The following is a 2,593-nucleotide window of genomic DNA, read 5'->3' as shown; positions in this document are numbered from 1 at the left end:
AGAACCCCTCACTCGATTTCGAGAAACTCCTTTATGGTCACCTTCAGCTCGGAAAGGTCCATCGATTTAACGATATAGGCATTCGATGCCCAGGTGGTGAAATCCTGCTTGAACTCACTGTACGCGGTAAGGAGCACGATGGGAATATCCATATCCACCTTCCTTATCTTCTGCAGGACCTCGAGCCCGTCCATGCCGGGCATCTTGAGATCCAGCGTCACCAGGTCGGGCTGAAACAGCTGGAACTTTTCGAGAGCCTCCATCCCGTCGGCAGCAACAGCCACCTCGTACCCCTCGTCTTCGAGCTCTTCCTTATAGAGCAGCCGTATGCTCTCCTCGTCATCTACTACGAGTATTTTTCTCATTTGAGGACCTCCTTTTCTCCCCACTGCCTGGAGAGAGCACCCGCTTCCCCCATGAGGAGCACCGCACGCTCGACGATGAAGTCGATCAGGTCTCCCACCGTCTCGGGCCGGTGATAATAGCCCGGGGAGGCAGGCATGATCACTGCTCCGGCAACCGCGAGGGCTTCCATGTTCCGGAGGTGGATAACGTTCAGGGGGGTCTCCCGCACGACGAGGATGAGGCGTTTGCGCTCTTTGAGGCACACGTCGGCCGCCCGCTCTATGAGGTTGCCCGACACGCCCGATGCTATCCTCCCCAGGGTTCCCGCTGAACAGGGGACGACGGCCATTGCGTCCGGCGGGTTCGACCCGGATGCAAACGGGACGCTGAAATCATCGTCATCGACGACCGTGAGGGCGCCCCCGGGATTCCCCAGAAAGTCAGAAAGCCTCGACGATAGGGTCTCCCTGCGTACCCCCTCCATTCCGGGGACCTCGTCCGCCATGATGGAAATGCCCGTTTTCGTCACCGCCAGGTAAACCTCGTGGTGAAAGGAGAGAAGCTTCTGAACGGTCCGTATTCCCAGGATGGATCCGCTCGCCCCCGTTATGGCCACGAAATATCGCACCCTCTTCACCTTCCAAGTAAAACTATATCAAGAAACGTGAACAAACAGAACGTTATACTTATGTACCCGTTCACGTTGAAAAAAGCCATGTCGAGGCGTGAAAAGTCGTCCTCCCTGACCAGGGAGTGCTCATAGAGGAGCAGGGCCACGCACACCAGGAAGCCCGCCAGATAGAGAAAGCTCAGGGAAAAGAAGTGGTATATGCCAAGGAGCAGGGATGCCATGCAGGCGTGGCAGATCCGTGCAACCGTGATCGCCTTTCCCGGCCCGAGAAGCCGCGGAATGGAGTGGAGGCCGTACGTTCTGTCGAAATCGATATCCAGCAGGGCGTAGATGATGTCGAACCCTGCAACCCAGAACATCACGGCGAAGGACAGAAGCAGGATACGGGGGTCCACCGCCCCTTTCACGGCAATCCATGCACCCAGGGGGGCCGCTCCCAGCGCCAGCCCGAGGACGATGTGGGAAGCCCAGGTGAAGCGTTTCGTGTACGAGTAGAGCAGGAGGACAGCGATCAAAAGGGGCGACAGCCTGAAGCAGAGGGGGTTTAACATGTAGGCAGAAAAGAGAAGGAGTAAGAAGCTTACGGCGATGAGCGTCCAGGCCTCCCGCTTCTTCACCAGCCCCTTCGGTATATGCCTGTCCCGGGTCCGGGGATTTGCCCGATCTATCTCTGCGTCCACCACCCTGTTCAATCCCATTGCGGCGCTCCGGCCGCCTACCATTGCCAGGAGGATGAAAAAGAGCGTCCCCGCGTCGGGAAACCCCCGGGCGGCGAGAAACATCCCCGTCAAGGCAAAGGGCAGGGCGAAAACCGTGTGGGAGAACTTTACCAGCTCCAAGTATGTCCTGATGCGAGCAAAGATCGCCAAGAAATTCGTCCTCTCGTTGATTGTTTGTCCCGGGTCCCGTGAAACCAGTTTCGCGTTTAGCGTTTCTGGTTTCTCGTTCAACAGTACCGTTCAGGAAATATTAACATCCGTTCTTTTCGGGTGTTCATTCCGCATTCCGCATTCCGCATTCCGCATTCCGAATTACCCTGCTTTTATTCAAACCCATACTCTTTCCACCGCTTCGAAACGAGATCTTTTATCTCGGAAGACATCTCGATCACGTCGGGCCACTCTCTTGCGTGTCCCTCCTCCTTCCAGGTTCTCGTGGCATCGATGCACATCTTGGTCCCGAAGTGAGGAAGGGGGGAAGCGTGATCGAGTGCATCGACGGGGCCGCGAACCGTGAAGGTATCCCGCTCCGGGTCCACGTTGTTCCCGATCCTCCAGATAACCTCGGACAGGTCCTGAACGTTGACCTCCCTGTCGAATATGACGACGAACTTGGTGAACATGAGGAGGCCGAGCCCCCAGATCGCCGATGCCACCTTTCTTGCGTGACCCGGGTAGCGCTTGTCTATCGCGAAGAAGGCGAAGTTGTGGAATATCCCCTCGACGGGGAGGTTCATGTCCACCACCTCGGGCAGGATCTTCTGGAGGAGGGGCAGGAATATCCTCTCCGTCGCCTTCCCCATGTAGCAGTCCTCCATGGGAGGCCTTCCCACGATGGTGGCGGGATAGATGGGGTTCTTCCTGCGCGTTACGCAGGTTACGTGAAATACGGGGTATT

General features: G+C 57.0%; 4 protein-coding genes and 1 pseudogene (2 of these 5 only partly in view). All 5 read right to left on the bottom strand.

Going from position 1 to position 2,593, the window contains the following annotated elements; genetic code table 11:
• Nucleotides 1-12, bottom strand: partial view of a GAF domain-containing protein gene (locus tag GTN70_11145; GenBank protein ID NIO17517.1) — the beginning only. The gene continues 1,047 nt to the left of window position 1, outside the view; 12 of the gene's 1,059 nt are visible here — the first part of the coding sequence; its start codon is at nucleotides 10-12; its stop codon lies off the left edge, out of view.
• Nucleotides 9-365 carry a response regulator gene (locus GTN70_11140; GenBank protein NIO17516.1) on the bottom strand — a complete coding sequence of 119 codons (357 nt, stop codon included), beginning with the start codon at nucleotides 363-365 and terminating at the stop codon, nucleotides 9-11. Before GTN70_11140 ends, GTN70_11145 begins: the two co-directional genes overlap by 4 nt.
• Nucleotides 362-982 (bottom strand): UbiX family flavin prenyltransferase, encoded by a 621-nt coding sequence (locus tag GTN70_11135; protein NIO17515.1) that lies wholly within the window; start codon nucleotides 980-982, stop codon nucleotides 362-364. Before GTN70_11135 ends, GTN70_11140 begins: the two co-directional genes overlap by 4 nt.
• On the bottom strand, nucleotides 979-1,845 hold the full coding sequence (locus tag GTN70_11130) for a 4-hydroxybenzoate octaprenyltransferase (GenBank protein ID NIO17514.1): 867 nt from the start codon (nucleotides 1,843-1,845) through the stop codon (nucleotides 979-981). The genes GTN70_11135 and GTN70_11130 overlap by 4 nt, the downstream gene beginning before the upstream one ends.
• 173 nt (nucleotides 1,846-2,018) lie before the next feature.
• Nucleotides 2,019-2,593, bottom strand: a pseudogene (locus GTN70_11125) (menaquinone biosynthesis decarboxylase); it runs 812 nt beyond the window's last position.

Source organism: Deltaproteobacteria bacterium, assembly GCA_011773515.1.
GTDB lineage: Bacteria > Desulfobacterota > Deferrimicrobia > J040 > J040 > WVXK01.
The sequence above is the reverse complement of the archived record's forward strand: the minus strand, read 5'-3'. Positions and strand labels throughout refer to the sequence as shown.

Coding starts and splice junctions, on each gene's coding strand:
- GTN70_11140 (NIO17516.1), bottom strand. CDS start 365: ATGAGAAAAATACTCGTAGTAGATGACGAGGAGAGCATACGGCTGCTC.